This window comes from Achromobacter sp. (assembly GCF_032113835.1).
GTDB lineage: Bacteria > Pseudomonadota > Gammaproteobacteria > Burkholderiales > Burkholderiaceae_B > Achromobacter.
The window spans coordinates 20,859-46,170 of the sequence record NZ_DAMCTG010000040.1 but is presented as its reverse complement, the minus strand read 5'-3'; the positions used below and the strand labels follow the sequence as shown (position 1 = coordinate 46,170).

At 65.7% G+C, this 25,312-nt stretch carries 26 protein-coding genes and 1 pseudogene; 11 read left to right on the top strand and 16 right to left on the bottom strand.

The window, feature by feature from the left end; translation table 11 throughout:
• Together RT697_RS15465 and RT697_RS15460 are read right to left on the bottom strand one after the other, a co-directional pair.
• Positions 1 to 1,438, bottom strand: a pseudogene (locus tag RT697_RS15465) (DNA mismatch repair protein MutS); the annotation flags it as partial.
• Between the two features lie 213 nt (positions 1,439 to 1,651).
• Entirely contained in the window at positions 1,652 to 2,020 is a 369-nt protein-coding gene (locus tag RT697_RS15460) for a hypothetical protein (protein ID WP_313699971.1), read from the bottom strand.
• Positions 2,021 to 2,495: 475 nt separating this feature from the next.
• Between RT697_RS15460 and RT697_RS15455 the strand changes: the two genes are divergently transcribed.
• From RT697_RS15455 to RT697_RS15445, 3 genes are all read left to right on the top strand, one after another.
• The gene (locus RT697_RS15455; protein WP_313699969.1) at positions 2,496 to 2,888 is read left to right on the top strand and encodes a YkvA family protein; all 393 of its coding nucleotides are present in this window, start codon (positions 2,496 to 2,498) and stop codon (positions 2,886 to 2,888) included.
• 98 nt (positions 2,889 to 2,986) lie between these two features.
• On the top strand, positions 2,987 to 3,889 hold the full coding sequence (locus tag RT697_RS15450; RefSeq protein WP_313699968.1) for an aldose 1-epimerase: 903 nt from the start codon (positions 2,987 to 2,989) through the stop codon (positions 3,887 to 3,889).
• 68 nt (positions 3,890 to 3,957) lie between these two features.
• A complete protein-coding gene (locus RT697_RS15445) occupies positions 3,958 to 4,314 on the top strand; it encodes a hypothetical protein (protein WP_312429823.1) in 357 nt (118 codons plus the stop codon).
• A gap of 64 nt (positions 4,315 to 4,378) precedes the next feature.
• On the opposite strand, the gene RT697_RS15440 is transcribed toward RT697_RS15445, so the two are convergent.
• Together RT697_RS15440 and RT697_RS15435 are read right to left on the bottom strand one after the other, a co-directional pair.
• Positions 4,379 to 5,392 carry a zinc-binding alcohol dehydrogenase family protein gene (locus RT697_RS15440; protein WP_313699966.1) on the bottom strand — a complete coding sequence of 338 codons (1,014 nt, stop codon included), beginning with the start codon at positions 5,390 to 5,392 and terminating at the stop codon, positions 4,379 to 4,381.
• Positions 5,393 to 5,418: 26 nt separating this feature from the next.
• Positions 5,419 to 6,213: an SDR family NAD(P)-dependent oxidoreductase gene (locus RT697_RS15435; RefSeq protein ID WP_313699964.1), complete on the bottom strand. Its 795-nt coding sequence runs from the start codon at positions 6,211 to 6,213 to the stop codon at positions 5,419 to 5,421.
• A 113-nt stretch (positions 6,214 to 6,326) separates the two neighbouring features.
• Here RT697_RS15435 and RT697_RS15430 point away from each other — a divergent pair, with 113 nt between their 5' ends.
• Positions 6,327 to 7,229: a LysR family transcriptional regulator gene (locus tag RT697_RS15430; protein ID WP_313699963.1), complete on the top strand. Its 903-nt coding sequence runs from the start codon at positions 6,327 to 6,329 to the stop codon at positions 7,227 to 7,229.
• 52 nt (positions 7,230 to 7,281) lie between these two features.
• Here RT697_RS15430 and RT697_RS15425 read toward each other — a convergent pair whose 3' ends face one another.
• Positions 7,282 to 7,800, bottom strand: coding sequence for a DUF6496 domain-containing protein (locus RT697_RS15425; RefSeq protein WP_175138624.1), 519 nt, complete (start codon positions 7,798 to 7,800; stop codon positions 7,282 to 7,284).
• Positions 7,801 to 7,987: 187 nt separating this feature from the next.
• Here RT697_RS15425 and RT697_RS15420 point away from each other — a divergent pair, with 187 nt between their 5' ends.
• Positions 7,988 to 8,203, top strand: coding sequence for a dodecin (locus RT697_RS15420; protein ID WP_062842102.1), 216 nt, complete (start codon positions 7,988 to 7,990; stop codon positions 8,201 to 8,203).
• Positions 8,204 to 9,017: 814 nt separating this feature from the next.
• On the opposite strand, the gene RT697_RS15415 is transcribed toward RT697_RS15420, so the two are convergent.
• Both RT697_RS15415 and hpxZ read right to left on the bottom strand, forming a co-directional pair.
• On the bottom strand, positions 9,018 to 9,572 hold the full coding sequence (locus RT697_RS15415) for an NAD(P)H-dependent oxidoreductase (RefSeq protein WP_313699961.1): 555 nt from the start codon (positions 9,570 to 9,572) through the stop codon (positions 9,018 to 9,020).
• A 126-nt stretch (positions 9,573 to 9,698) separates the two neighbouring features.
• Complete coding sequence (gene hpxZ, locus RT697_RS15410) at positions 9,699 to 10,073, bottom strand: oxalurate catabolism protein HpxZ (protein ID WP_313699959.1); 375 nt, start codon at positions 10,071 to 10,073, stop codon at positions 9,699 to 9,701.
• A 200-nt stretch (positions 10,074 to 10,273) separates the two neighbouring features.
• Between hpxZ and RT697_RS15405 the strand changes: the two genes are divergently transcribed.
• Complete coding sequence (locus tag RT697_RS15405) at positions 10,274 to 10,813, top strand: antibiotic biosynthesis monooxygenase (RefSeq protein ID WP_191579228.1); 540 nt, start codon at positions 10,274 to 10,276, stop codon at positions 10,811 to 10,813.
• 102 nt (positions 10,814 to 10,915) lie between these two features.
• Here RT697_RS15405 and RT697_RS15400 read toward each other — a convergent pair whose 3' ends face one another.
• The 6 genes from RT697_RS15400 to RT697_RS15375 form a co-directional block, all read right to left on the bottom strand.
• A complete protein-coding gene (locus RT697_RS15400) occupies positions 10,916 to 11,623 on the bottom strand; it encodes a GntR family transcriptional regulator (protein ID WP_313699958.1) in 708 nt (235 codons plus the stop codon).
• A gap of 34 nt (positions 11,624 to 11,657) precedes the next feature.
• Positions 11,658 to 13,046: an AtzE family amidohydrolase gene (locus RT697_RS15395; RefSeq protein ID WP_313699956.1), complete on the bottom strand. Its 1,389-nt coding sequence runs from the start codon at positions 13,044 to 13,046 to the stop codon at positions 11,658 to 11,660.
• Entirely contained in the window at positions 13,043 to 13,225 is a 183-nt protein-coding gene (locus RT697_RS15390; protein ID WP_056563598.1) for a DUF4089 domain-containing protein, read from the bottom strand. Before RT697_RS15390 ends, RT697_RS15395 begins: the two co-directional genes overlap by 4 nt.
• 28 nt (positions 13,226 to 13,253) lie before the next feature.
• The gene (locus RT697_RS15385) at positions 13,254 to 14,075 is read right to left on the bottom strand and encodes an ATP-binding cassette domain-containing protein (RefSeq protein WP_313699954.1); all 822 of its coding nucleotides are present in this window, start codon (positions 14,073 to 14,075) and stop codon (positions 13,254 to 13,256) included.
• Positions 14,076 to 14,849: an ABC transporter permease gene (locus RT697_RS15380; RefSeq protein ID WP_175124396.1), complete on the bottom strand. Its 774-nt coding sequence runs from the start codon at positions 14,847 to 14,849 to the stop codon at positions 14,076 to 14,078.
• Between the two features lie 84 nt (positions 14,850 to 14,933).
• Positions 14,934 to 15,941, bottom strand: coding sequence for an ABC transporter substrate-binding protein (locus RT697_RS15375; protein ID WP_313699952.1), 1,008 nt, complete (start codon positions 15,939 to 15,941; stop codon positions 14,934 to 14,936).
• 243 nt (positions 15,942 to 16,184) lie between these two features.
• Here RT697_RS15375 and RT697_RS15370 point away from each other — a divergent pair, with 243 nt between their 5' ends.
• Positions 16,185 to 17,096 carry a LysR family transcriptional regulator gene (locus tag RT697_RS15370; protein WP_313699951.1) on the top strand — a complete coding sequence of 304 codons (912 nt, stop codon included), beginning with the start codon at positions 16,185 to 16,187 and terminating at the stop codon, positions 17,094 to 17,096.
• A 7-nt stretch (positions 17,097 to 17,103) separates the two neighbouring features.
• Here RT697_RS15370 and RT697_RS15365 read toward each other — a convergent pair whose 3' ends face one another.
• The 3 genes from RT697_RS15365 to RT697_RS15355 all read right to left on the bottom strand — a co-directional run bounded on the left by RT697_RS15365 (position 17,104) and on the right by RT697_RS15355 (position 19,994).
• Positions 17,104 to 18,063 (bottom strand): tripartite tricarboxylate transporter substrate binding protein, encoded by a 960-nt coding sequence (locus tag RT697_RS15365; protein WP_312429790.1) that lies wholly within the window; start codon positions 18,061 to 18,063, stop codon positions 17,104 to 17,106.
• Positions 18,064 to 18,159: 96 nt separating this feature from the next.
• On the bottom strand, positions 18,160 to 18,960 hold the full coding sequence (locus tag RT697_RS15360) for a class II aldolase/adducin family protein (RefSeq protein ID WP_313699949.1): 801 nt from the start codon (positions 18,958 to 18,960) through the stop codon (positions 18,160 to 18,162).
• Positions 18,961 to 19,067: 107 nt separating this feature from the next.
• Positions 19,068 to 19,994 (bottom strand): LysR family transcriptional regulator, encoded by a 927-nt coding sequence (locus RT697_RS15355; RefSeq protein ID WP_313699947.1) that lies wholly within the window; start codon positions 19,992 to 19,994, stop codon positions 19,068 to 19,070.
• Between the two features lie 200 nt (positions 19,995 to 20,194).
• On the opposite strand from RT697_RS15355, the gene RT697_RS15350 reads away from it, so the two are divergent.
• From RT697_RS15350 to RT697_RS15335, 4 genes are read left to right on the top strand one after another with little or no spacing between them, the layout of a single operon-like run.
• Entirely contained in the window at positions 20,195 to 21,493 is a 1,299-nt protein-coding gene (locus RT697_RS15350) for an imelysin family protein (protein ID WP_313699946.1), read from the top strand.
• A complete protein-coding gene (locus RT697_RS15345) occupies positions 21,490 to 23,007 on the top strand; it encodes a di-heme oxidoredictase family protein (protein WP_409517443.1) in 1,518 nt (505 codons plus the stop codon). The genes RT697_RS15350 and RT697_RS15345 overlap by 4 nt, the downstream gene beginning before the upstream one ends.
• Positions 23,007 to 24,095, top strand: a complete 1,089-nt coding sequence (locus RT697_RS15340; RefSeq protein WP_313699944.1) for an imelysin family protein — start codon at positions 23,007 to 23,009, stop codon at positions 24,093 to 24,095. Before RT697_RS15345 ends, RT697_RS15340 begins: the two co-directional genes overlap by 1 nt.
• A complete protein-coding gene (locus tag RT697_RS15335) occupies positions 24,085 to 25,194 on the top strand; it encodes a DUF1513 domain-containing protein (protein WP_313699942.1) in 1,110 nt (369 codons plus the stop codon). The genes RT697_RS15340 and RT697_RS15335 overlap by 11 nt, the downstream gene beginning before the upstream one ends.
• Positions 25,195 to 25,312 lie beyond the last annotated feature (118 nt).

The following is a 25,312-nucleotide window of genomic DNA, read 5'->3' as shown; positions in this document are numbered from 1 at the left end:
CGGTGCGCTCGCGCTCGCGGGCTTCGAGCTGAACCAGGAAGTCGCCGCCATCGGCAGCCAGTCCACGCAATTCGTCCAGTTCCGCATCAAAGCCGGCCGCCAGCACGCCGCCATCGCGGATGGCCACGGCCGGCTCCGGCGCGATGGCCCGCACCAGCAGCGCGGCCAGCGCCGGATCCACGGATAGGTGGGAAATCAGTTCGCCGATGCGCGGCGAGCCCGACATGGGTTCGACCAGATCGGCCAGCGCGGGCAGGGCCTGCAGCGCGTCGCGCAGGCTGGCGAGTTCGCGCGGGCGCACGGACCGCAGCGCCAGTCGTGCCGCGATGCGCTCGATATCGGGGAAGGCATTCAGGGACGCGCGCAGGGCTTCCAACAGGCCCGCCGAACCGAACGTCTGCTCGACGTCCATGCGGCCAGCCAGCAGCGCCGAAATGGCCTGTTGCCGCGCCAGCGCCTGCTCGTTCTCGCGCAAGGGGTGATGCAACCAACGGCGCAGCAAACGGCTGCCCATCGGCGTGCGGCAACCGTCCAGCAGCGAGAACAGCGTGGGCGAGTCTTCGCCCGACAGCGTCTGCGTCAGCTCCAGGTTGCGGCGCGTGACCGGATCCAGCAATACGAACTGCCCAGGCCGCTCGGCCGACAGGCTCTGCACGTGCGCCAGCGCCTGCGACTGCGTGCGCGCCGCATAGCGCAACAGGGCGCCCGCCGCGCAGATGCCGGCCGGCATGTCTTCGATATCAAAGCCTGCCAACGTGTCCGTTTTGAAATGCGCCAGCAGATGCGCGCGGGCGCCGTCGCTTTCAAAGTGCCAGTCCGGCACGCGGGAGCGCGCGCCTTCGAACGGAAAGTCGAACTCGGCGCTGTCGGCGCAGACAATCTCCGCCGGCGCGATGCGGTGCAACTCGGATTCCAGTTGCGCCGGCGCGCATTCGGTCACCCGGAACTCGCCGCTGGCCAGATTCAGCCAGGCCAACCCGGCACGCGGCGCGCGCGCGCTGCCGCTGACGAAAATGGCTGCCAACGCGCGGTCCGCCTTGGCGGGCAAGAGGGCGTCATCGGTCAACGTGCCGGGCGTCACGATGCGCACGATACGGCGCTCGACCGGACCCTTGGAAGCAGCGGGATCGCCGATCTGTTCGCAGATGGCGATGGACTCGCCCATCGCGACCAGTCGCGCCAGGTATTGCTCCATGGCATGCACGGGCAGCCCGGCCATGGGGATGGGCACGCCGTTGGACGAGCCCCGCTTGGTCAACGTGAGGTTAAGCAACCGCGCGCCGCGCTCGGCGTCTTCGTAGAACATTTCATAGAAGTCGCCCATGCGATAGAACAGCAGCAACGGCCCGGCCTCGGCTTTGAGGCGTAGGTACTGTTGCATCATGGGGGTGTGGCCCGCGTGGGCGTCGGCGGCGGTGTTTTGCAGTGCAGAATTCATGCCCGTGATTGTATCGGGGCGGGGAGGGGGACGCTGAGCGGGGGCGCGGCAAATTCGTTGCGGTTTGCGATTTTCGGCATGGCGGACGGTTCGCATGCTGGTCGCGCTTCCGGTGTTTGCCGTGCGCCCCATGTATCGGAAGGCCTGCTGTTCCTGCGGCCGGGATCGATCCGGTCGCAGGACGGGTCATCATGCCAAACGCATCGCCCGCGCTCAGGCGGTGGCGATTCCCCAACGCTGCTTGGCGAGCGCGGTGTCTTCGCTCTCAGCGTCCACGAACGTCCAGTTTTTCTCGAGGTAGTTCTTGGCGGTCAGTTCGTTGCCTTTGACCGACATAAATACCTGAAGCCCCATATATATCGCCACATTGAACAACATGGCAATTGCCTGCACTTCCTCGGTCGGCGTCGGCATGATCAAGTTAATGGAGCCGACGGCTAAAAACACAGCGCCCCACATATGTAGGCCGCGCAGGAAGAGCGGAATCCCAAACATGCCGGAAAAGAAAAACAGCGTCCAGCTCCAACCAACCTTTACCTGTTTTATTTCGCCTGTCTTGGGGTTTCTCATACCAACTTTCATGAAGTCTCCGGAATAAAAGCGCTAGCTCGGGATATTCGCTAGCGAAAAAAATTCTAGAGCATAATTTCCGAATGAAAATCGTTACTTCAAAATGTAAATTTGTTTAATTTGTCGGTTATGCCGTGTGGGCCTTCCCAATTCGACGCTTTCGCGGGAGTGGTCACTCCTCCGCATTTCATAGGGGAAAGGAGCAGTTCGGCATCAGCGAAATTACAGAAGGCTTCGAATATGACGGCCGCTTTTATGCTGCTGTAGTGTTGATATTCTTTGAGCGCCGAGAGTAATAATCGAATATTTACTACCCGGTTAGTAATGGTGGTCGTTTCGCATCTTCGCGCATTCAGTCCCAACCATCGGACTTTGCAATCGACCGAAACGCCGGTGCCATGTCTCGCGCACAGTCTCGTCAGTAGTCATCACCGAGCCAGGTGGCGACTCTTACAATCGAAGCCTTATATAAATAATCCGCCCAGCCGTGACGACAACCCAAAAATTGAAGGCCTGGGCCAAACGAATCAAGCGTGACGGCGTCACGCTATGGTTTGCCGGCAAGGACCCGCGAACGCCGTGGTACGCCAAGGCGCTCGGCGTTCTGGTCGTGGCATACGCGTTAAGTCCGATCGACCTGATTCCGGATTTCATCCCGGTGCTGGGATGCGTCGATGACGTCTTGCTGCTTCCCGTCCTGATCTGGGCCGCCATCAAACTGCTTCCCCCGGATGTCATTTCAGATTGCCGCCTTCGCGCTGAGGAATGGATCCGGGAAAAGGGCTCCAAGCCCAGAAGCTTGGTCGGCGCAATATTGATCGTTGTGGTTTGGGTGGGCACAGCCGCAGCGGCATGGATGTGGTGGTCCGCAAGAGCGTAGCGGTCTGCGTTGCAATCAAGCCAACTTGCCGCCATATCGCGCCGGCGGGCACAATCCCCCCTCGTGGCGCGTGTGGACGCCGCAGGAGTTTCACCCCCATGCCCGATATCGCTGTTCCCGCCGTACTGGACGCCACCGAGCGCGTTTCCATTTCCAGTGGCGACCACCAAGCCGAATTCGCACCGGCCGGTGGTGGGCGGCTGACGCGGCTTTCCACCAGCGGACACGACTGGATCGTGCCCCTGACCGCCACCGAATGGCCCGCCGGCAAATGGCCGCGTGCCGGATCCTATCCGCTCGCGCCGTATTCCAACCGCATCCGCGACGGCGTCTTCACCTTCAACGGCGCCCGATGCGCGCTCCAGTCCGTGCCAAACCGCCCGCAGGCGATTCACGGCGCCGGTTTGTTCCAGACCTGGCAAGTCCGCAATCTGACACCCGACAGCGTCGACCTCGTGCTCGACCAACCCGCTGGCGTGCTGGGCTGGCCCTGGCCGTTTGAATGCGTGCAGCGCTGGCGTCTGGACAGCCGCGGACTCAGCCTGAAGCTGTCCATCACCAACCAAGGCGACACCCCGATGCCGTGCGGCATGGGCATACATCCGTATTTCACGGCCGAGCGCGTGTCGCTGCACGCCCGGCGCATCTGGCCGTCGGACGAGAGTGGTCTTCCCACCGGCAGCAAGACGACCACGGTGCGAGAGCTACGCCAGTCCGCCGAGGGCTGCGACACGTACCTGTCGCAGTGGCAGGGCCGCGCCACGCTGCACTGGCCCGCCGGCCATGAACTGGCGCTGCATGCCGATCCGGCGTTCGCGCATCTGGTGGTGTACACGGCGCCGGGGGCGGATTTTCTGTGTGTGGAACCGGTCACCAACGTGGCTGACGCCTTCAACCTGGCAGCGGCCGGCGACACCCGTACCGGCATGCAGGTGCTGGAACCCGGCGAGCGCTTTGCCGCCACGCTCTTGCTAGGCCTCGCGCCGGCTCGCAAAAAGTGAATGGCAGCTTGGTAACCGCCGCACCCTGCGGCGATAATCCGCACAAATCAAGAATCAGGAGTCGTTACGTGAAAAAGCTCAGCACCGAACAATTGCAGGCCGCTGTCGAGACGCTGCGCCGGACGCAGGCCAAGTTGGCGCGCGCGGGCAACCTGCCGCTGGAGCCGACCATCTACGCCAGCGCCAAGGGCTTTCGCCGCAACGTGCCCGATTATGTGTGGTCGTGGCTGTCGGGCCTGCTGGCGCCGCACAAGAGCCTGTCCGCCTGGATGGACGCGCACCAGTCGGGTTGGCGTGAGGGCAAGACGCCGGCGGCCGCCGTCTATGCCCGCACGGAAAACGGCTGGTTCCAGTGGCTGATTGCCGAGCTGGAAGCCGAAATCAACGATCCGCACGCACGCGCCAAGCGCGAAGGCCGAGGCTGACAGGCCTGGTCGCGCCCGGCGCGCCGCGCCGGCGCACGCGGCCCTGCTCGGGTTCGCCGCGCCTTTAGAACCCCTCCAGCACGATCTTGCCGCGCGCCTTGCCGCTTTCGATGAAGGCATGAGCGCGCCGCAGGTTTTCGGCGTTGATCTTGCCGTAGTGCTCGCCAAGCGTCGTGCGCAGCGTGCCGTTGTCGATGAGGCGGGCGGCCTGGTTCAGCAGCTCGTGCTGGGCGATGAGGTCGGGCGTGTTGTGCAGCGGCCGCGCAAACATGAATTCCCAGTGCAGCGAGGCCGATTTGCCCTTGAGCAGCCGCACGTCCACGGCGGCCGGGTCATCGATCAGCGCGATCTTGCCCTGCGGCGCAATCGCCTCGGCCATCTGCGCAAAATGCTTGTCGGTGTGCGTCAGGCCGGCGATATAGCTGACGTTTTCAAAGCCGATGCGCTTGAGCTCCTCGGTCAGCGGCCGCGTGTGGTCGATGACGTGGTGCGCGCCCAGTTCGCGCACCCAGGCCTGGGTTTCGGGGCGCGAGGCGGTGCCGATCACCGTCAGGCCGGTGAGCTGGCGCGCCAGTTGCACGAGGATCGAGCCGACCCCGCCGGCCGCCCCGATGACGAGCAGACTGCGTTGGCTGGGCGCGGCGTTGTCCAGCACGCGCAGGCGGTCGAACAGCAATTCCCACGCGGTGATGGTGGTCAGGGGCAGGGCGGCGGCCTGCGCAAAATCCAGGCTCTTGGGCATGTGGCCGACGATGCGCTCGTCCACGACGTGGCGTTCGCTGTTGGCGCCCGGGCGGGTCAGGGCGCCCGCATACCAGACGCGGTCGCCGGGCTTGAAGAGGCTGGTCCGGGCGCCGACCGCGCGCACCACGCCAGCGGCATCCCAGCCGATGATTTCCGGCTTTCCGTCCTGCGGCTTGCGATTGGCGCGGATCTTCACGTCAACGGGATTGACCGAGATGGCGTGCACATCCACCAGCAGGTCGTGGTCGCCCGGCACGGGGTCGGGGGCGGTGATGTCCTGCAGCGCGTCGGCGTTGTCGGCGGGCAGGTTCTTGTAATAGGCGATGGCTTTCATGATGGGGTTCTGGTTATCTCAAGGGATCAGATGATGGAGCGGACGACGCCGCCGTCCACGCGCAGGGCCGCGCCGTTGGTGGCCGATGCCTGCGTCGAGCAGACGTAGACGACCATGTTCGCCACTTCTTCCACCGTCGCAAGGCGGCGCAGCAACGATGTCGGGCGGTGCTGGGCGATGAAGTCCTGCTCCATCTGTTCCTGCGAAACGCCTTGCTCCTTGGCCATTTCCGCGAAGAAGTCGGCGACGCCTTCGGAACGCGTTGGGCCCGGCAGCACGGCGTTGACGGTGACATTGGTGCCCGCGGTCAGCTCGGCCAGGCCGCGAGACACGGCAAGCTGAGCTGTCTTGCTGACGCCGTAATGGATCATCTCGGCGGGAATCTGCACGGCGGACTCGCTGGAGATGAAGACGATTCGGCCCCAGTTGGCCGCCAGCATCCGCGGCAGGTAGTAGCGCGACAGTCGAATGCCGCTCATGACGTTGGTGTCCATCATGGACTGCCAGTCGTCGTCGGTGATTTCGGTGAAGGATTTGGGCGTGAACGTGCCGGCGTTGTTGACCAGGATGTCCACGTCGGGATGCGCGGCGCTGACCGAGGCCGCGCCGTCCGCGGTGGCCAAGTCAGCCTGCACGGTGGTGACCTGCGCGCCTGCCACCTGCTGCGAAATGGTCTGCGCGGCCTGTTCCAGCTTGCTCGCATTGCGGCCATGCAGGACGACCTGCGCGCCGGCTTGCGCCAGTCCGAGAGCGATCGCCAAGCCGATGCCACCGGACGATCCGGTGACCAATGCCTTCTTGCCCTTCAGTTCGATGTTCATGGGGGTGACTCCTTGCGTGTCGGGGAATGACTGCATGATTACCCACACCGCAGCGATGAAAAACCGGCTAGCATCGCAGGCAGTTTCAATATTTTTTTGAAAATGAGGCCGCTGTGGTCCGATTCGAAGACTTGAAGATTTTTGTCGCCGCGACGGATCTGGGCAGCTTTTCCGCCGCTGCGCGCGAGCTTGATCTGACGCCGGCGGTAGCCAGCGCGGCGCTCAAGCGGCTGGAACTTGAATTGGAGACGCGGCTCTTCGTGCGGTCCACACGTAGCTTGCGCCTGACCAGCGACGGTGAGCGCTATCTGGAATACGCCCGATCGGCGATCTCGACGCTCGAGGCCGGCAAGAACGCCATGGCGCGCGACAAGACGGACATTGCCGGCACCTTGTCGGTGTCGATCCCCTCCGACCTGGGCCGCCACGTGCTGCTGCCGTGGCTGGACGAATTCCAGCGCCAGCATCCCCGCGTCAACTTCCACCTGCGCATCAGTGACCGGCTGGCGGATCTGTACCGGCAGCCCGTCGACATCGCCGTGCGTTACGGCACGCCGAACGATTCAAGCCTGGTCGCGCTGCCGCTTGCCGAGCACAACCGGCGCGTGGTGTGCGCCGCGCCCGCCTATCTGGCGCGGCATGGCGTGCCGCAAACGCCGGCCGATCTGCGGCGCCACAACTGCCTGTCCTTTGTGCTCGGCGAGACCTTGCATGATCGCTGGACGTTCGAGCACGACGGCACCAGTCTCACCATTCCGGTCAAGGGTGACCGCGTCGGCGACGACGGCGACCTGGTGCGGCGCTGGGCGTTGGCCGGACACGGCGTCGCGTACAAATCGCGCTATGACGTGCTGGCGGACCTGCGTGCGGGCCGGCTGGTCGAACTACTGGCCGGCTACGTCAGCGAACCGTCGCCGCTCTACCTGTTGTGCGTGCACCGCATGCTGCTGTCACCCGCGGTGCGACGGTTGCGGGAGTTCCTGCAGGAACGGTTCAAGGCTTTTGAAGCAGGATAGCCCGAGGGTTGCAGGGGGCTGCGGCAAAGACACGCCGCCTCAGTTCACCCTATCAATGCGCTGCGTGATGCCCGCCCGCTGCCTGCTTGTTCGCTGCACGCGTGCGCGCCGCCTTCTTGGCCGCAGCTGAGCGGCCCGCCGCACCCTTGGTCGCCGCTGCCTTGCGCGCCGCAGCCGAGCGGTCCGCAGCCGTGCGCTTGCTCGCCGTCTTGGTCGCGTTGCGTGACAGCGCCGACTTCGATGCGGGCTTGGTGCTTTCCTTCTTCAGGGCCTTGGTCGCGGCCTTAGAGCGCGTGCTCGACTTGGCATGGCCGTCGTGCGCCGCGCGCGTGTCCTGCTCTGCCTTGCGTTTGGTTTCGGCGCTGGCCTTCTTAGGCGTGCCAAGCTTCACACCTGCGCGGCGCGCCTTGGACAGGCCGATTGCAATGGCCTGCTTGCTGGACCGCACGCCGTGCTTGCCTTCGCGCACGTTGTCGATCTCCTCGCGCACGAATTCGCCGGCTTGCGTGGATGCGGACTTGCCTTCGCGCTTGTCGCGCTTTGCGCGTTCAATGGTCTTTCGTTCAGGCATGGTGACCTCCTTTGCTTCGCGTTGCAAAAGCGATTCCGTCGCCAGTCGAGACCGCGCGACGGAACTCGTAACACCACTCTATCGCTGCGCGGGTATCCTGTGTGTTCGAATGGATTGCCGGTCGTAAGCGCCGGAACACGGCCACAGCACCGACGATTCACGACTCACCTCACAGCGGAGACGAGCTATGTCGAATCATGTCTACAAGCAGATCGAGTTGGTGGGCTCTTCCACCAAGTCCACCGACGATGCGATCGCGAAAGCCATCGAGCGCGCGTCCGAAACCTTGCGCAACCTGGATTGGTTCGAAGTGACCGAGGTACGAGGCCACATCAAGGACGGCAAGGTGGCGCACTGGCAGGTGGGTTTGAAGATCGGCATGCGCCTCGAAGGCGATTCCTGATCCCGGTGTTGGTCATTCCTTGACCGCACCTCGCAAGTGACTGTTGCATAACGGGTTTCTGTACTTGTTGTGCGACTGTTCAGAGGCTTGTCCACATTCCATGGGGACAAGCCTGTCCGCCTTTTTCCATAAAGCAGTCATCCACAACGCGGCCCGCACCGCGGCGGCGCGGTGAGCGATTCTTGCCCGCCACCTGCAAGTCACTGACCTGCAAGGCTTTTTGCAGACTCCCCCTTGGCTGTCCTCAGGCTTATCCACATTTGGCGGGGACAACACAGGCCCGGACAAACTGCGTTTGGGCCTTTCGTGACCACGCCCCGCAGGGCATTGATATGAAACAGGATTTTCAACCTGTGCGCATACTGTCCTCATGCTTTTCCACAGAAGGCGGGGACAAATCCACATTGGGCTGCGAGATCAACGTTTGCGCCTCGCCTCGCGCCCAAAAACGGGGATAACTCCGCCGGAAATCGCCCAAAAGGATGATTGCGCATTTATTGACCGCACGCTGCAAGTGCTTGGCGAGACAGGGAATTTCCGACCTGCCCCAAGGCTGTCCTCACCTTTCTCCACAGTTGAAGGGGATAAGTTGCGCGGAGCGTAAGCCTAGGGTGTCAGACACCCCCATCAGTCCTACATTGGCGTAGGGCCTGAGATATCAGACGAGGTCGGGTGTCTGACACCGGTGTTGGTCCTACAAGAAAACGGCGCAAATAAAAAAAGCCCCTCGACGCATCGAGGGGCTTGATCGCCCGGAGGTAGGTCGGGCGATCGGCGCCGGCACGCTTTGCGCGTGGCCGGCGTCGGCGGCAGATCAGGCGTTGAATTTCTTGACCCAGTCGACGTAGCGGTCCACCCAGCCCTGCAGGAATTTGCGGGTGCCTTCGTTGGTGATGTTGAACTGGTCGTCGACCAGGCCTTCGGAATACTGCAGGAAGACTTCCGGCGTGGTGAGGGCGATGGCGCCTTCGGCGGCCAGGATGTTGCGCAGGTGCTGCTGCATCATGGCGGTGCCTGCGGCGCTGGGCGATGCGCCCACGATGCCGACGGCCTTGCCGGGCCAGGAGTTTTGGCCCCACGGGCGCGAGCCCCAGTCGATGCCGTTCTTGATGGCGGCTGGGACCGAGCGGTTGTGCTCGGGCGAGACGAAGAGGATGCCTTGCGCGTCGGCGATCTGCTGCTTGAGCTTGGCGGCGGGCGCGGGCAGGTTGTTTTCGTTGTCCTGGTTGTAGAGCGGGATGTCGCCCAGGCTCACATACTCAAACTTGAAGTCGGCCGGAACCAGCTTTTCCAGCGCACGCGCCAGGCGCAGATTGATCGAGGCGGCACGCAGGCTTCCGACGAAGACTGCAATCTTGTATGTGCTCATGAGCGTGTGCTCCAACGAGGGAAAAAGGAACAGCCAGTGTAGACCTGCATGGGGCAAGGCTCAATGCCGATTGCGCATATTCATATGGCAGGTTGGCGGCAGACGCGACGCACGCCACGGGCTGCTTCAGGTCATCAAACTGACATGCGCCGCCACTACGCGCCAGCCTTGCGGCGTGCGCATCCAGGTCTGGCTTTGGCGTCCGATGCGCGTGCTGCCTTCGCGTTGGAATTCCAGGTTTGCCGTGGCGAAGTCTCGGCCATAGGTCGTGATGGCGGTGCGCAGGACATCTCTTGCAAGGCCTTGTGGAGAGCGCTGTGCGCGGAACGCGCGGATCTCGTCGTAGCCGTAGAGGTTTTCGCCCGCACCGTACCGCAGGGTGTGAGGGCTGTTCCAGAACAGGGTGTCGAGCACTTGCACGTCGTTCGAAACCAGCGCGGCTTCGTAGCGTTCAACGGCGGCCGTGACTTCGGCCAAGACGTCGGGCAGATTGATGTCCATTGCTGCTTATCTCCGATATGCACCGAATTGGTGCGTCGTGTAGGGGTTATCACCAATATGGGGTGTGTTGCGGTGCGCAATTATTCGGAACCTTAGGCCGAGCAGCACTGCCAAGGGGGAAATGCTGCGCCGCAAGGCTGGCACACGGATTGCTAGGGTTAACGTGCATAACACGCTGCACGCTGCCCAGGAGTTCCGCCATGTCTCATTCTGCCGTTTCCGGTCCGGTCACCATGCTGGTGACGCGGCACATCGCGCCCGAGCGCTATAGCGATTTCCTGTCCTGGATGCGTCAGGGCGAGATCCTGGCGGCGGGCTTCCCGGGGTTTCTCGGGTCTGGCGTGTTGCAGCCGCCGGAAGGTGGCGATGAGTATCAGATCGTGCTGCGCTTCACCGACGAGGCCAGTTTGAACCGGTGGGAAAAATCGTTGCCTCGGCGCATGTGGCTGGAGCGGGGCGCAACGCTGGTGCGCGCGAGTCACGAGCATCGGGTGAGCGGCACGGCCGGGTGGTTTGCGCCGAAGGCCAGCACGCCGCCGCGCTGGAAGCAGGCCGTCAGCATCTGGCTGGCCTACTTTCCCGTGCTGCTGGTGTTCTCGGTGCTGGTGAGCGAGCACTTGAGCATCCTGCCGGTGTTTTGGCGCGTGTTGATCACGAGCGTGATACTGACGCCCATCATGGTGTTTGTCTGCATTCCCGTCATCACGCGCGTGCTGCACCGTTGGCTGCGCGCCAGCTGAGACGGTCAGGCGTTGCGGCCGCTCGGCAAGCGGCCCGCAAGCCAGAAAGCCCTCAATTCTGAAAGCCCGCAGGACCATCCATCCGCATGAACCCATTCGCCTTCACGCCGCCTTCGCGCGGCGCGTGGCGTAGAGCCGGTGCAGCGTGATCTTGCGTACGGCGTCCTGGCTGTCTTTGATATGGGCGCGCAGCAGCTCCGCGGCGTGCGCGCCGTCGCGGGCCAGCACGGCGGACAGGATCGCGGCGTGTTCCCGGTACGTGGTGCCGATGCGATCGGGCTGGGTGAAGTCGAGCCGGCGCACGATGCGGATCCGCTCGGTCGCAGCCCGATGCACCCGCGAGATCTCGGGGTTGCCGGCGGCCGCCACCAATTCGATGTGAAAGCGCTCGTCCAGGTCCGCCAGCCATTCGCAATCACTGGATCGGTCGTCCTCGTCGACCAGCCACGTGTCCGCCAGTGAGCGCAGCGCGATCAGGGGATCCGGCGATTGCCCAGGCGTGCACAGCGCATGAACCGCTGCCGCTTCCAGCACGCTGCGCAGCTCATAGAAATGATCCAGCGTTTCAAAATCCAGCGGCTTGACCAGCCAGCCATTGCGTTGCCGGACCTCCAGATAGCCTTCGCGCTCCAACCGGAACAGCGCCTCGCGCACCGGCGTTCGGCTGACCTGCAGGCGGTCCGCGATCTCCGTTTCGGTGAAGCGGTCGCCCGGCGCCAGCCGGAACTCCAGGATGTCCCGCTTGAGCGTGGTGTACGCGGAATCGGCCAGCGTGCGCGGCATGTCGATGGCGGCGAAAGCGGTGTCCATGTCGAGGCTCCAGGCGTTGCGGTAGAAGGGCGTGTCAGACCGGCCGGGTGCGTGCCGCGCCGGCTTGCTCCAGCGCGTGGGCGGCGCGCAGGCAGTCGGCTTCGCGCCAGGGGGCGGCGATGAGCTGCACCCCCAGCGGCAGATGGCCGTCTTCGTCCAGTTCCGGCCAGGTGGGCGCCGTGCAGACGGGCAGGCCGATGGCGGAAATCGGTTGCGTCAGCAGCCCCATGCTGGCGCGGGCGGGCAGTTGCTTGCCCGCGAGTGTCAGCCAGTCCGCGCCGATGGGCGTGGCGCTGACGGGCGTGGCGGGGGCGATCAGCACATCGTATTGGTCGAAGAGGGCCAGCGCCTCGAGATAGGCGCGGTGGCGCACGCGCTGCGCCTGCTGCACCCACGCCGCGGGGACGAGGCTGCCGGCGACCAGGCGGTCCCGTGAATGCGGTTCGTAGTAGTCGTAATGCGTGACGAGCCGGCGGCGATGCAGCGCGCCGCCTTCAGCCGCGGTGATGATGAAGGCGGCGGAGCGTGCCTGCACGGCGGCCGGCATTTCGACCACGTCGGTCGCGCCCAGGGCGCGGGCGGCGATTTCCACGGCGCGGCGCGCCTGCGGACCCGCCCACTCCGAAAAGTAGCCACCCAGCACGGCGATGCGCAGCCCGCCCGCGCCTTCGACGATGACGGGCAACGTGGGGGCGGCCGGGCGCTGCGCGCAGGCGACGTCGTCGGCATCGGGTCCTTGCAGCGCGTCGTAGGCGGCCGCCAGGTCGCTGGCGCTGGCCGCGAAGGGGCCCAGGTGATCCAGACTGCCCACGAACGGGAAGGAGCCGGTGCGCGGCAGGCGGCCGAAGGTGGGCTTCAGGCCGAAGACGCCGCACAGCGAGGCCGGCACGCGGATCGAACCGTTGGTGTCCGATCCCAGGGTCAGTGGCACCAGCCCGCCCGCCACCGCGGCGGCGCTGCCGCCGGACGAGCCGCCCGCGATGCGCGCGGTGTCGTGCGGGTTGCGGCAAGCGCCGTAATGGGTGTTCTCGGTGGTAAAGCCGTACGCGTGCTCGTCCATGTTGAGCGCGCCGATCAGCACGGCGCCGGCCTCGCGCATCCGCTCGACCAGCAGCGCGTCGCGCCGCGCGGGCGGGTTGGAGGCGTTGACGCGGCCGCCGGCCAGCGTGACCTCGTCGGCGATGTCAAAGAGGTTCTTCACGGCGTACGGCACGCCAGCCAACGGCGGCAATGTTTCGCCACGCGCTCGGCGCGCATCGATGGCCAGGGCCTCCTGTCGCGCGCGGCTTTCCGTGACGGCCGTGAAGCAGTTGTAGCGGGGATCGCGCTCGCGCACGCGGGCAAGCGTGGCGTCCAGCACCGCGGCGGCGCTGCGTTCGCCGCTGCGGACCTGGCGGGCGATGTCGTGAGCGGGGCCGGTCACGGGCGGAACACCGAAGCGGATTCCAGTTCCACGGGCAGCGGCTCGTCGGCGAAGGTCGACGCGATGTCGTGGATGCGCGAGAACTGCTGCACGACCTGCTCGGCGGCGGACTCGCGCAACGCATAGCCCGACAGCGCCAGCGCGCTGCGCACGTATTGGTCGATGGTTTCCTGTGTCATGGCGAATGCTCCCGGTGTTGGCTTGGGGTTACTTGCGCACTTCGCGCTGGAAGATTTCCAGGCTCAGTTTCTTCATCTGGATGAAGCTGGGTTCGGACAGCGTCTCGACCGTGCGAGGGCGTGCGTCCGTGTAGTCCAGGATCTCCGCGACGCGTGTGGGGCGCTTGGTCAGCAGCAGTACCTGGTCCGCCAGGTACACGGCTTCTTCCAGATCATGCGAGACCAGCAGCATGGTCGTGCCGGTCTGCAGGAAGACTTCCTGCAGCTTCTCGCGGATGAACAGCGTCATCTCGAAGTCCAGCGCGGAAAACGGCTCGTCCAGAAACAGCACCTCGGGTCCGGGAGCCAGCGCGCGCATGATGGAGGCGGTCTGCTGCTGCCCGCCCGACAGTTCATACGGATACCGGTTCAGGTCGAACTTCACGTCGAACGACGCGACCAGCTCCTCGACGCGCGCATCGACCTGCGCCTTGGTGCGGCCTTCCAGGCGCAGCGGATAGGCGATGTTGTCAATGGTGCGCAGCCACGGGAACATGGCCTCGCGGTAGTTCTGGAACACGTAGCCGATCTTGGTCTGCGCCAGCGACTTGCCGTCGAACAGGATCTCGCCGGAATCGATGGGGATCAGGCCGGCGATCATGTTGATCAGCGTGGACTTGCCGCAGCCGTTGGGACCGAAGACCGAGACAATCTTGCCCTTGGGGATGTCCAGGTTGAAGTCTTCATAGAGCGGCCAGCCGGCGAAATACTTGGTCAGGCCGCGGATGGTGATGTGCGTGCCCAGCGGACCGGGCTGGAAGGGCGCGGCGGCTGGCGCGGGCGCGATGACGGGGTTGATGACGGTGGACATTTAACGGCCGCTCCAATGAACCACGCGCTTTTCCAGCACGAGAAAGAGAATGTTGAGCACATAGCCCAGCGCGCCGGCCGCCAGGATCGCGGCGTACATTTCGCGCACGTTCAGCACCTGCTGCGCATTGATGATGCGATTGCCCAGGCCGCTGTCCGAACCGATGAACATCTCGGCCACGATCACGATGACCAGCGCCATCGACACGCCGCTGCGCAGGCCGACAAACGTGGGCTGCAGGCTTTCCCAGATCAGCACGTCCTTGAAGATCTGCCAGCGCGACGCGCCCATCACGCGCGCCGCCATCACGCGCTGCTTGCGGGCGTTGATGACGCCGTACGCGCTGTTGAACAGGATCACCAGCACGGCCGCGAAGGCGGCGATGGCGATCTTGTTCATGTCGGTCACGCCGAAGATCATCAGGAACAGTGGGATCAGCGCGGACGAGGGCGTGGACCGGAAGAAGTCCACCAGGAACTCGACGCTGCGGTAAGCCTTTTCGTTACTGCCGAGCAGCACGCCCAGCGGCACACCGATCACGCCGGCCATCAGGAAGGCCTGCACGGTGCGGTTCAGCGACGACAGAAAATCGGCCAGCAGCGGGCCGCCCGCCATGCCCTTGACCAGCGCCACGATGGTGGCGCTGGGCGTGGGCAGCAGCACCGGGCTGACAAGCTGCAGGCGGACCACCAGGTCCCACACCACAAAGAGCGCGAGCGGGCCGATCAGCGGCAGCAGGCGCGAGGTGTCGAACTTGCGCGGCGGCTTGGACATGGCCGTCTGCGCCTTGGCCGGTGCGGGGGCGGTGGCTTTAGCGGGGGCGGGCGTGGCGCCCGTAGCGGTGGTCGCGGTCATGGATCAGCCCTTGTAAAGCATGGTCGAGACGTCGACCTTCTGCGCGAAGATGCCCTTGTCGGTGAACAGGTCGAAGAACTTCTGGAAGTACTGCACGTCGCTGGGCGTGAACTCGTTGTGCAGCGTGTAGGCGGCCAGCGGCACTTCCTCGGTCATCGGGCCTTCGATGGCGGTGTAGCCCTTCAGGAAGGGGCGCGCCTCTTCCGGCTTGGTGCGGATCAGTTCAATGCCGCGCGCATAGGCGGCGATGAATTTCTTGCTTTCCTCGGGGTGCTTCTTCAGGAAGGCGGTGGTCAGCGAGGCCGAGCCGCCGAACCAGGGCGCCATCGGATCGCCCAGGACGTACTTGGCGATGACGCCGGTTTCCAGGACGCGGGTCGTGCCGTTCAGGCGGCCCACCGTGCCCGTGGGTTCCAGCGTGTAGCACGCGTCCAACTGGCCGGCGGCAACCGCGGCGACGTGCTGGCTGATCGCCAACTCGACCACGGTTGCCCCCGTTGCGCCGGCGCGCTCCAGGACTGCTTTGGCCAGCGTGGAATTCTGGATGCCGGGACCAGAACCGACCTTTTTCCCCTTGAGGTCTGCGATGGATTTGATGGGACTGTCTTTCGCGACGATGAACTCATCCAGCACGTTCTTGGCGTTGCTGGGGTTGGACGCAAAAATCTTGAACAGGCCGGGCGAGGCGATCTCGCCGATGGCCAGGTTGGCCGAGCCCGTGCCGTTGGCGCTGCCATCGGCGCGGCCAGCGAGCATGGCTTCCATGACCTGCTGCGCGCCCGCGAACTTCAGCGCCTCGACGTTCAGGCCGGCTTCCTTGAAATAGCCTTTCTCGATGGCGGCATAGAACGGCAGGCCGGCCGCCACGGGCCAGAAGCCGATCCGGATGACCGGGCCCGATTGCGCGCGCACCAGCGCCGGAGCGGCGAGCGCCGCCGCGCCCATGGCGGCGCCCTGGATCAGGCGGCGGCGGGTGGCGTTGAAGGCGTAGGGTGCATTGCGATGGATCATGTAAGGCTCCTGGGCTGCTTGATTGGGGGCGCTTGTAGACAAGCTTGCATACCAGTCATCAAGCAATACCCGTGCCAGGTTTCGCGCGGGGCGGTTTCCTCCGGGACGCGCGGTCTCGCCGCCTCAGGCTGGTGCTGGACGTGAACCAAGTTGGTGCAAGGCGCACCACATAAGGGGACATAACGTGTCCTCACGCCGGCATCGACGCGCCCGCGCCGGCCGCATTGGCAGTAGCATCGGCGCATGAATACGCGTTTCGTCGAAGCCTTTCTGTGGTCCGCGCGGCTGGGAAGTTTTCGCGCCGCGAGCGATCGCCTGCACATCACGCAGGCGGCCGTCGCCAACCGCATCGCATCGCTGGAAGAGGACATCGGCGCGCGCCTGTTCGAACGCGACGCCAAGGAACTGAAGCTCACGGCGATCGGCACGCGGCTGCTGGATTATGGCGAGCGCCTGCTCGAGATCCGCCAGCAGATCCTGTCGCTGGGCAAGCGCGGCGACGCGGTCGCCGGGCTGGTGCGGATCGGCGCCATCGAGACCGTGGTGCATACGTGGCTGATCGGCTTTCTGACGAACCTGCGGTCCACGTATCCCGGCATCGAGGTCCAGTTGACGTGCGAGACGGTGCGCGCCCTGCATCGCGGGTTGCGCGAAGGCACGCTGGATATCGCGTTTCAGACGGACGTGCTGAACGACACGGGCATCATCAGCATGCCCTGCCTGCCGATGGAGATGGGCTGGGTCGGGCCGGCAGGCGGTGAGGACACGATGACGGCGCACGACCTGCTCGGCGAGCCGGTGCTGACCATGAGTCCCGGATCGCAGCCGCACGAGGCGTTGAAGGCCATGTACCGCGAGGTCGGCATGCCGCAGGGCAAGGTGCATTTCGTCAGTTCGATCTCGGCGCTGGCGCGGCTGGTGCGCAGCGGCTTCGGCCGTGCGCTCGTGCCGTTGCCGCCCATCTACGAGTACGTCGCGCGCGGCGAGGTCCAGGTCATCCGCACCGATCTGCCGGCGCCGCCGCAGCTATTGGTGGTGAGCTATTTGGAAAGCGGCGGCTCGGATGCGATCCGGCTGGTGGCGGAATTGGCGTGCCGCGCCTCGGATCAGTTCACGGCCGCCGTCGTCGCGCCAGGGATGGGATCGGCCCATTAGCCGCGCATCAATGCGCCTGCGGGTCGAACTTGCGTACCAGCACGGCCCACTTGTCGTGCTCGCTCTTGATGAAGGTCGCAAATTGCGCCGGCGTGCCGCCGACCGGTTCGGCGCCTTCGCGAATCATCTGCTCGTTCAGTGCGGGCAACGAGGCGTTGACTTCGCGGTTGACCAAGTCCACCACCTGTTGCGGCGTGCCTTTGGGCGCAAAGAAGCCAAACCACGAGCCGGCGTCAAAGCCCGGATATCCCGACTCGGCGATGGTCGGCAGTTCGGGCAAGGTGGCGGACCGCTGCAACGTGCTGACCGCCAGCGCGCGCAGTTTGCCCGACCGGATATGGCCGATCACGGACGGAATGGTGGCGAACATGAAGTCGATGCGGCCGGCCAGCAGATCGTTGACGGCGTCTGCGCCCTTGTAGGGCACGTGCGTGGCGTTGACCTTCAGCTCGTCCATCAGCATGTAGCTGGACAGGTGCGATGACGTGCCCACGCCGGTGGAACTGTAGTTGAGCTCGCGCGCGCCTTTGACGAACTTCAGGAAGCCCTGGATGTCCTTGGCGGGCGAGGAGGGCGGCACGACCAGCACGTTGGGCACGGTGGCGATCTGCACCATCGGGATCAGGTCGGTCAGCGGGTCATAGTTCAGCTTGTTCAGCGTGGGATTGACGGCGATGGGGCCGACCGAGTTCACGATCAGCGTGTGGCCGTCGGGCGCGGCGCGCACCACGTATTCGGTGCCGATGTTGCCGCCCGCGCCGGGTTTGTTCTCCACGACGAAGGGCTGGCCGAGTTTCTGCGTCAGCGTGTTCGTGACGCTGCGCGTGAGCGTGTCGGTGGTGCCGCCGGGCGAGAACGCCACGATGACTTTGACCGGTTTGTCGGGATAGCCGGCGGCGCTGGCGGCGGGCGCGATACAGGCGCTCGCCAGCGCCGCGCAAGCCAGCAGGGCTTGGGCAGATTTCATGATGTCTCCTCGCGTGGTCGTTGTCGTGTGGGATATCGCGCCGTGCCGCCACGCCGGCCGGTGCTGGAAATGTTCAGTGGGATGTCGGGTGGGACTTCAGTCCCGGAAGCCCGGGTCGATGCGATCCAGCTTGCGCAGCAGCGCGGGCCACTCCATGACGCCGTACGGGCGGCGCGTGCCGGGCTGGTAGTTGTTCCAGGTGGCCTCCAGGACGGGGGGCGGCACGGCCTGCAGCGGGGCGCCCGTCGCCATCGCGGCCAACTGCGAGCGGCACGCCAGTTCCAGGCGGTGCATCCAGTTGAAGGCCTCGCCCACGGTGCGGCCCACGGTCAGCGCGCCGTGGTTGCGCAGGATCAGCGCCTCGCCCTGACCCAGGTCTTCGAGCAGCGAAGCCTGTTCCTCGGTGCCCAGCACCACGCCCTGGTAGTCGTGGTACCCGATCTTCAGGAAACGCATGGCGGTTTGCGTCAGCGGCAGCAGGCCGCATTCCAGCGACGACACGGCCATCGACGCCCAGCTATGCGTGTGGATGACGCAGTCCACCTCGTGCCGCTGGGCATGGACCGCGCTGTGGATCACGTAGCCGGCCTTGTTGATGCCGTAGTCCAGATCGCCGAAATCGGGCTTGGACAGGATGGTGCCGTCCACGTCGACCTTGATGAGGCTGGACGCGGTGATCTCCTCGTACATCATGCCGTAGGGGTTGATGAGGAAGGCGTTGTCCTCGCCGGGCACGCGGGACGAGATATGGTTGGCCATCATGTCGGCCATGCCGTAGAGCTCGACCAGGCGATAACAGGCGGCAAGGTCCACCCGGGCCTGCCATTCCGCTTCGGAGCATTGCGCCCGCATGGAGGAGATGCCCAGCCGGCCGGGACGTGAGGAGGAAGTGGTCATCGGATTTCGTGAAGGTTGATCGTCGCACGCACCGTGCTGCGACTTGATGTAGATCAATTTATCTTCAGAAAATCCGGCCGCCTAGGCATCCTCAGGCTATGGGGGCATCACGAATCCAGAAGGGTTGCTCCTGGCCAGCCGCCGTGCCGGACCAGCCCGCGCATGGCGTCGAGCAGCACCACCCGCGCGGCCAGGGCGGCGGGCGACAGCTCGTCGTCACTGATGCAGTAGATGTGGTTGCGGCGGAACAGATAGGGATCGTCGATGGGGTGCATGCTGAGCAGGCCGGTCTCGACGCGGGCCACGGCCGCGCCGGGCTGGATGGTCGCGATCGGATGGGCCAGCACCAGGTCCATGAGCGTCGTCAGGCCGTCGACCTCGACGCCGATCCAGGGCTCGATGCCGGCCCGCTCGAAGGCGGCCTCGACCCATGCACGCAGCCCGTGCGCCTTGCTGGTGACCGCGAGCGGCAGCCCGGCCAGATCGGCCATGCGGACCGGCACTCCGTCGGGACGCTCCACCATGCCGCGCGGGGCCAGCAGGAACAGCCGTTCGTCCAGCACGGGCACCACGCTGCGGCCCTGCGCGGTGTCGTTCTGGAACAGCACGGCCAGGTCCAGCCGCCGGGCGTTGAGCAGGTCGCCCAAGTTGCCCGACAGGCCTTCGACCAGATGCAGCCGCACGTTGGGATAGCGCTCGGTCATGGCCGCGTAGAACGGGCGGGCCAGCAAAGACGCGGTGGTGGGTGCAAAGCCGACGCTGACGGTGCCGGCCAGCCGCGCTTCGCGCGCGGCCGCCACGGCGCTTTCCGCGTGCCGCAGGGTCAGTTGCGCTTGGCGCAGGAAAGCGGCGCCGGCCGGGGTGGTGGTCACGCCGGTGGGGCTGCGCGTCAGCAGCCGCGTCGCCAGCTCGCTTTCCAACCGGCTGATCTGCTGGCTGAGCGCCGACGCGACCACGCCCAGGTCGCGCGCGGCGCGGCCGATGCTGCCCAGCTCGGCGACGCGGACGAAATAACGGAGTTGGCGCAGTTCCATGAGATGGCTTCCAGGCTGAAAAACGGGGCCGGCGTGGCCCTGAGTGACCTGCCGGAGCATACTTTTTCCGTTCAAAACTATGTCAGCTATCTGAATAACGCCTGAACATCAAACGAAAATTGTTTACACTCGCATCCACAAAATTCAAGCCGGAACGGGCCGCCGCGGGGGCGGGCCGTCCGAATTACGGGAGAAAGACGATGCGCAAGTTGCTATTGGGTGCGGTGCTGGCCGCCGCGGTGTACGGCGGAGTGGCGCAGGCCGCCGTCGAACCCAAGGCCGTGGTCGCCACGTACTCCGATCTGGCGCTGGCCGGCTACGAGGATTCGCTGACGGCCGCCAAGAAGCTGCGCGACGCCATCGACGCGCTGGTCGCCAAGCCCAGCGCCGACACCCTGAAAGCCGCGCGCGAGGCGTGGATCGTGGCGCGCGTGCCTTATCAGCAGACCGAGGCCTACCGCTTCGGCAACCCCATCGTCGACGACTGGGAAGGCCGCGTGAACGCCTGGCCGCTGGATGAAGGCCTGATCGACTACGTCGATGCGTCCTACGGCACGGAAAGCGACCAGAACGCGTTCTACGCCGTGAACGTCATCGCCAACGCCAAGGTCTCGGTGGGCGGCAAGACGGTCGACGTCAGCAAGATCACACCCGAGCTGCTGTCCGAAGTGCTGCACGAGGCCGACGGCAACGAGGCCAATGTGGCCACGGGTTATCACGCGATCGAATTCCTGCTGTGGGGCCAGGACCTGAACGGCACCGGCGCCGCGCCCGCGGACCGCAAGGGCACGCCGCAGGAGCGTCACGCGGGCAATCGCCCGCATACGGACTTTGATCCGAAACAGTGCACCGGCGGCAATTGCGAACGCCGCATTGAATTTTTGAAGGCGGTAACGGACTTGCTGGTGACTGATCTCGAAGAAATGGTGGGCAACTGGAAGAAGGACGGCGCGGCACGCAAGGCAGTCGAAGAGGATCCGAAGGCCGGCCTCATCGCCATGCTGACCGGGCTGGGCAGCCTGTCGTACGGCGAGCTCGCGGGCGAACGGATGAAGCTGGGCCTGATGTTGCACGATCCCGAGGAAGAGCACGACTGCTTCTCGGACAATACGCACAACTCGCACTATTACGACCAGATCGGCATCCGCAACGTCTATCTGGGTTCGTACACGCGCATCGACGGCAAGAAGGTGGCCGGCGCCAGCCTGTCCGAACTGGTCAAGGCCAAGGATCCCAAGCTGGACGCCGAAGTGCGCGCCAAGCTGGACGCCACGGTCGCCGCCATGCAGGCCATGAAGACGCGCGCCGAGACGGTCGAGACCTATGACCAGATGATCGCGGAAGGCAACAAGGAGGGCAACGCGGTGGTGCAGGCCGCCATCGACAGCCTGGTCGCGCAGACGCGCAGCCTGGAACGCGTGATCACGCTGCTGGACCTGGGCAAGGTCGCCATCGAAGGGTCCGACAGCCTGGATAAACCCGACGCCGTATTCAAGTGAAACTCGCATTAGCCGCCGTACTGGCGGCGTCGGTTCATGCCGTCGCCGCCGCCGCGCCCGCCGCTCCCGGCGGGCGTGACGATCTGACGCCCGAAGACCAGGAGCGCGTCACCGCCATCACGGCGCCCACCCGCGATTTCTCGAAGGTTGAATCATTCGAGACCATGCAGGCTGGGGCCACGACGACCAACAAGCTCATCAACGCCGACATCTTTTCGCAGCCGTCGGCAAACATGAGCTTTGAAGGCCGCCAGGAGTTCATCGTCGGCAACGGCCTGTTCCGCAAGGACTGGGTGTCCGCACCCTCTTCCACGCAGGCGTCCGACGGCCTGGGACCGCTGTTCAACGCCCGCTCCTGTCAGGCCTGTCACACCAAGGACGGGCGCGGCACGGTGCCGGGCTTCGATCCGCTGGAACGCACGGATGCGGTCGCGCTGCTGCTGCGCCTGGCCGTGCCGGAAGGCGCCGATCGCGGACATCCCAAGCTGGGCGCCGACGAGATCGCGGCCTTGCCGGAACCCGTCTACGGCGTGCAGTTGCAGAACTTCGCGGTCGCGGGCCTGCCGGCCGAAGGCCGCATGGAAATCGAGTACGAAGCCGTTCCCGTGGCGCTGCGCGGCGGCGAGACCGCCACGCTGATGAAGCCCACGTATCGCATCGAGAACCTGGGTTACGGGCCGATGCGCGCGGACACGCAGATCTCGCCGCGTTTGGCGCCGCCGATGATCGGGCTGGGCCTGCTGGAATCGATTCACGAGTCCGACATCCTGGCGAACGTCGGCGCGGACAAACGCGACGGCATCGTCGGCAAGGCCAACTGGGTCACCGATGCGCGCACCGGCGCGCGCGTGCTGGGCCGCTTCAACCTGAAGGCAGGCCAGCCGACGGTCGAGCAGCAAAGCGCTGCCGCGTTTTCCAACGACATGGGCCTGTCCACGCCGATGTTCCCCAAGCATTCCGGCGAATGCACGCCCGCGCAGACGCAATGTCTGGACATGCCGCACGGCGCGCAGCCGCGCTTTGGGTCGGAGGAAGTGCCGGGCAAGCTGATGGACTTCGTGACCATCTATTCGACCAACCTCGCCGTGCCCATGCGGCGTGATGCGGACGACGCGCGCGTGCTGGCGGGCAAGAAGCTGTTCTACGAGGCCAATTGCGTGGCCTGCCACGTACCCAAGTACGTGACCATCCGCAACGCCAAGCAGCCGGAACATCGCTTTCAACTGATCTGGCCGTACACCGACATGCTGGTGCACGACATGGGCGACGACCTGGCCGATGGCGTGAGCGACGGCATGGCCACCGGCCGCGAATGGCGTACGCCGCCGCTGTGGGGCATCGGCCTGACCAAGACCGTCAATCCCAATGCGACCTGGCTGCACGACGGCCGCGCCCGCACGCTGCTGGAAGCGGTGCTGTGGCATGGCGGCGCGGCCAAACCCGCGCGCGACCGCGTGGTGGACATGACGCCCGAAGAACGCGCGGACCTCATCCGCTTCCTGGAGTCCCTGTGATGGCCCGCCTTTTGTTCACGCGCGCCGCGGCTGCGGCGTTGATGCTGACGGCGCCGATTGCCGTCTTTAGCGCGCAGGCCGCGCTGCCCGCCGACCTGGGCGAACGCCTGGCGCGCGACTACGCCCGGCCGGCGGTCGCTAAGATGGCGGACGCCGCCGCCGCGCTGGAAAGCGCGCTGGGCGGCTGGTGCGCCAAGCCCGATGCGGCCGGGGCCGGGCGCGTCGGTGATGCGTTCAAGGCGCTGGCGCACGCATGGTCGGGTGTCGAGATCCTGCGCTTTGGCCCGCTGGTGCAGGCCAACCGCTTTGAACGTCTGGCCTTTTGGCCCGACACGCGCGGCGTGATGCCCCGCCAGGTGCAGGCGCTGATCGCGGCCAAGGATGACGCACTGCTCAAGCCGGGCGCGCTGGCCGGCCGCAGCGTCGCGGTGCAGGGCCTGCCCGCACTGGAATACGTGCTGTACGGCGAGCCCGATCTGCTCAAGCAGACCGGCACGCCCGGCTTTGCGTATGCCTGCGGCTACGCCACGGCCGTTTCCGCCAACGTCGCGACGATCTCGCGCGATCTGGGCGAGGCCTGGAGCGCGCAGGGCGAGTTCGGACGGCAGTTCGCAAAGCCCCAGCCGGGCAATGACCTGTATCGCAGTTCGCAGGAAGTCGCGGCCGAGGCCATGAAGGCCTTGTCGACCGGCCTGCAGTTCGCGCGTGACGTGAAGATCGAGCCGGTGCTGGGCGATACGCCGCAGGCCGCCCGCCCGAAGCGCGCGGCATTCTGGCGCAGCGGCCTGTCGACGAGCCTGCTGGCAGCCAACCTGGATGCGTTGAAGGCGTTCTACGTGGCCGGCGGCTATCCTTTGCCGGCGGGCGAGGAATGGATGGATGCGTCGGTGCGCGGGGAGTTGTCCAGCGCCGCGCAGACGCTGCGCGCGGTGCCTGTGCCGCTGGACCAGGCGCTGGCGGGCGAGGAAGGGCGCCGACTGCTGGTCCTGGCGTCGCTGACGCTCAAGAATGCCAAGGCCATCGTTGACGAAAACCTGGCGCCCGCCCTGGGCGTCACCATCGGCTTCAACGCGCTCGATGGAGATTGACCGGCGCCGCTTCCTGGCGCTGGCCGCGGCGCTGGGCCTGTCGCCCGCCGCGGCACGCGCTGCGCTGCCGGCCGATGGCGGACCGCTGTACCTGACCGCGCGCAAGCGCGGCGGACGCGACGAGGCGGTGGTGCTGGACGAGACCGGCCGTGATCGCCTGGCGATCCCCATGCCTGCACGCGGGCACAGTTTTGCGATCGACGCCGGCGCGCAACGCGCCGTGGTGTTTGGCCGTCAACCCGGTTTTTTTGCGCTGGGCTTTTCGCTGGAAGGCGGCGAGCCCGCGGCCTTGCCGCTGCCCGAGGACCGGCACTTCTTCGGGCACGGCGCCTTCGTGCAAGCCGGCCGCCTGCTGGCCGCCACGGAAAACGACTTCGAGGGCGGGCGCGGCGTGCTGGGTCTGTACGACGCCACGCCCGGCGGCGGCTACCGGCGCGTGGGCGAGTTCGATTCCGGCGGCATCGGTCCGCACGAGGTCGTGTTGATGCCCGATGGCAAGACGCTGTGCGTGGCCAACGGCGGCATCCTGACTCACCCTGACTACGGCAAGCTGGAACTGAACCTGGACACCATGCGTCCGTCGCTCGCGTATATCGACGCGGCCTCGGGGCAACTGCTGGAAAAGGTGGAGCTTGCGCCGGCGCTGCACCGGCTGTCGATCCGGCACCTGGCCCTGGCGGCCGACGGCGCGGTGTGGTTCGGTTGCCAATACATGGGCCCGGCCGCGGATCGTCCGGCGCTGGTCGGCCGCCATCGCCGCGGTGCGGCGCTGGAACTGTTCGAAGGCCCGGTAGAGACGCTGCGCAACATGCGCAACTATGTGGGTTCCGTCACGGTCGACGCCGCCGGCGGCATCGTGGCCACGTCCAGCCCGGTTGGCGGGCAGGTGATCTATTGGGACACGGCCAGCGGCAAATGCCTGGGCGTCACGGCGCTGGCCGACGGGTGCGGCGTCGCGCCTGCCGGGGAGGCGGGCTTCCTGATCAGCAGCGGTCTGGGTGCGTTGATCCGCACTGACGCGCGAGGCATGGAAAAGCCGGTCCTTCCCCCGTCGCGCGATGTCTCCTGGGACAACCACTTCCGCATCGTGCCTGCGTAACTCAGTTTTGCCTTACGGCCCTTCAAGACCTATGCTGCGTGCTGGTGCTGGTGCTGGTGCTGGTGCTGGTGGTGCTGCTTATGCCGGTGTCTGACACCCTGGGGAGACGATCTCGGGT

Excerpts from the sequence above, each read along its gene's own strand:
- RT697_RS15460 (WP_313699971.1), bottom strand. The coding sequence starts at position 2,020 with ATGAAAGTTGGTATGAGAAACCCCAAGACAGGCGAAATAAAACAGGTA.
- RT697_RS15450 (WP_313699968.1), top strand. The coding sequence starts at position 2,987 with ATGCCCGATATCGCTGTTCCCGCCGTACTGGACGCCACCGAGCGCGTT.
- RT697_RS15440 (WP_313699966.1), bottom strand. The coding sequence starts at position 5,392 with ATGAAAGCCATCGCCTATTACAAGAACCTGCCCGCCGACAACGCCGAC.
- RT697_RS15435 (WP_313699964.1), bottom strand. The coding sequence starts at position 6,213 with ATGAACATCGAACTGAAGGGCAAGAAGGCATTGGTCACCGGATCGTCC.
- RT697_RS15425 (WP_175138624.1), bottom strand. The coding sequence starts at position 7,800 with ATGCCTGAACGAAAGACCATTGAACGCGCAAAGCGCGACAAGCGCGAA.
- RT697_RS15420 (WP_062842102.1), top strand. The coding sequence starts at position 7,988 with ATGTCGAATCATGTCTACAAGCAGATCGAGTTGGTGGGCTCTTCCACC.
- RT697_RS15415 (WP_313699961.1), bottom strand. The coding sequence starts at position 9,572 with ATGAGCACATACAAGATTGCAGTCTTCGTCGGAAGCCTGCGTGCCGCC.
- hpxZ (WP_313699959.1), bottom strand. The coding sequence starts at position 10,073 with ATGGACATCAATCTGCCCGACGTCTTGGCCGAAGTCACGGCCGCCGTT.
- RT697_RS15405 (WP_191579228.1), top strand. The coding sequence starts at position 10,274 with ATGTCTCATTCTGCCGTTTCCGGTCCGGTCACCATGCTGGTGACGCGG.
- RT697_RS15400 (WP_313699958.1), bottom strand. The coding sequence starts at position 11,623 with ATGGACACCGCTTTCGCCGCCATCGACATGCCGCGCACGCTGGCCGAT.
- RT697_RS15390 (WP_056563598.1), bottom strand. The coding sequence starts at position 13,225 with ATGACACAGGAAACCATCGACCAATACGTGCGCAGCGCGCTGGCGCTG.
- RT697_RS15385 (WP_313699954.1), bottom strand. The coding sequence starts at position 14,075 with ATGTCCACCGTCATCAACCCCGTCATCGCGCCCGCGCCAGCCGCCGCG.
- RT697_RS15380 (WP_175124396.1), bottom strand. The coding sequence starts at position 14,849 with ATGTCCAAGCCGCCGCGCAAGTTCGACACCTCGCGCCTGCTGCCGCTG.
- RT697_RS15375 (WP_313699952.1), bottom strand. The coding sequence starts at position 15,941 with ATGATCCATCGCAATGCACCCTACGCCTTCAACGCCACCCGCCGCCGC.
- RT697_RS15370 (WP_313699951.1), top strand. The coding sequence starts at position 16,185 with ATGAATACGCGTTTCGTCGAAGCCTTTCTGTGGTCCGCGCGGCTGGGA.
- RT697_RS15365 (WP_312429790.1), bottom strand. The coding sequence starts at position 18,063 with ATGAAATCTGCCCAAGCCCTGCTGGCTTGCGCGGCGCTGGCGAGCGCC.
- RT697_RS15360 (WP_313699949.1), bottom strand. The coding sequence starts at position 18,960 with ATGACCACTTCCTCCTCACGTCCCGGCCGGCTGGGCATCTCCTCCATG.
- RT697_RS15355 (WP_313699947.1), bottom strand. The coding sequence starts at position 19,994 with ATGGAACTGCGCCAACTCCGTTATTTCGTCCGCGTCGCCGAGCTGGGC.
- RT697_RS15350 (WP_313699946.1), top strand. The coding sequence starts at position 20,195 with ATGCGCAAGTTGCTATTGGGTGCGGTGCTGGCCGCCGCGGTGTACGGC.
- RT697_RS15340 (WP_313699944.1), top strand. The coding sequence starts at position 23,007 with ATGGCCCGCCTTTTGTTCACGCGCGCCGCGGCTGCGGCGTTGATGCTG.
- RT697_RS15335 (WP_313699942.1), top strand. The coding sequence starts at position 24,085 with ATGGAGATTGACCGGCGCCGCTTCCTGGCGCTGGCCGCGGCGCTGGGC.